Source organism: Micrococcus sp. KRD096, from assembly GCF_017168495.1.
Lineage (GTDB): Bacteria > Actinomycetota > Actinomycetes > Actinomycetales > Micrococcaceae > Micrococcus > Micrococcus luteus.
In genome coordinates, this window is sequence record NZ_JABFAY010000029.1 from 1 (window position 1) to 251 (window position 251).

A 251-nucleotide genomic window follows, 5' to 3' on the forward strand; every position below is an offset into this window, starting at 1 on the left:
GATGATGTGTCCATGCGGATCTCTCACGAGGCGATCTATCAGTCCCTGTTCGTCGAGGGACGGGGCGCACTCAAACGCGAACTCGTCGGGTGCCTACGCACCGGACGGGCTCTGCGCGAGCCGCGGGTGGGCTGACCCCGTTTCGTAGGTCCAGTCGTTATGAGAGTCGTCCTGTTGCCCGCGGTCGCGGGCAGGGAGACTGGTCAGATCATGACGAACAGCAGGAAGCGTCACACCCCCGAGCAGGTCGT

The 251-nt window shown here is 63.7% G+C and carries 1 pseudogene; it reads left to right on the forward strand.

What is annotated here, in order from left to right:
• Nucleotides 1-126 (forward strand): annotated as a pseudogene (locus J1M41_RS11205) (IS30 family transposase); the annotation flags it as partial.
• Between the last annotated feature and the right edge of the window lie 125 nt (nt 127-251).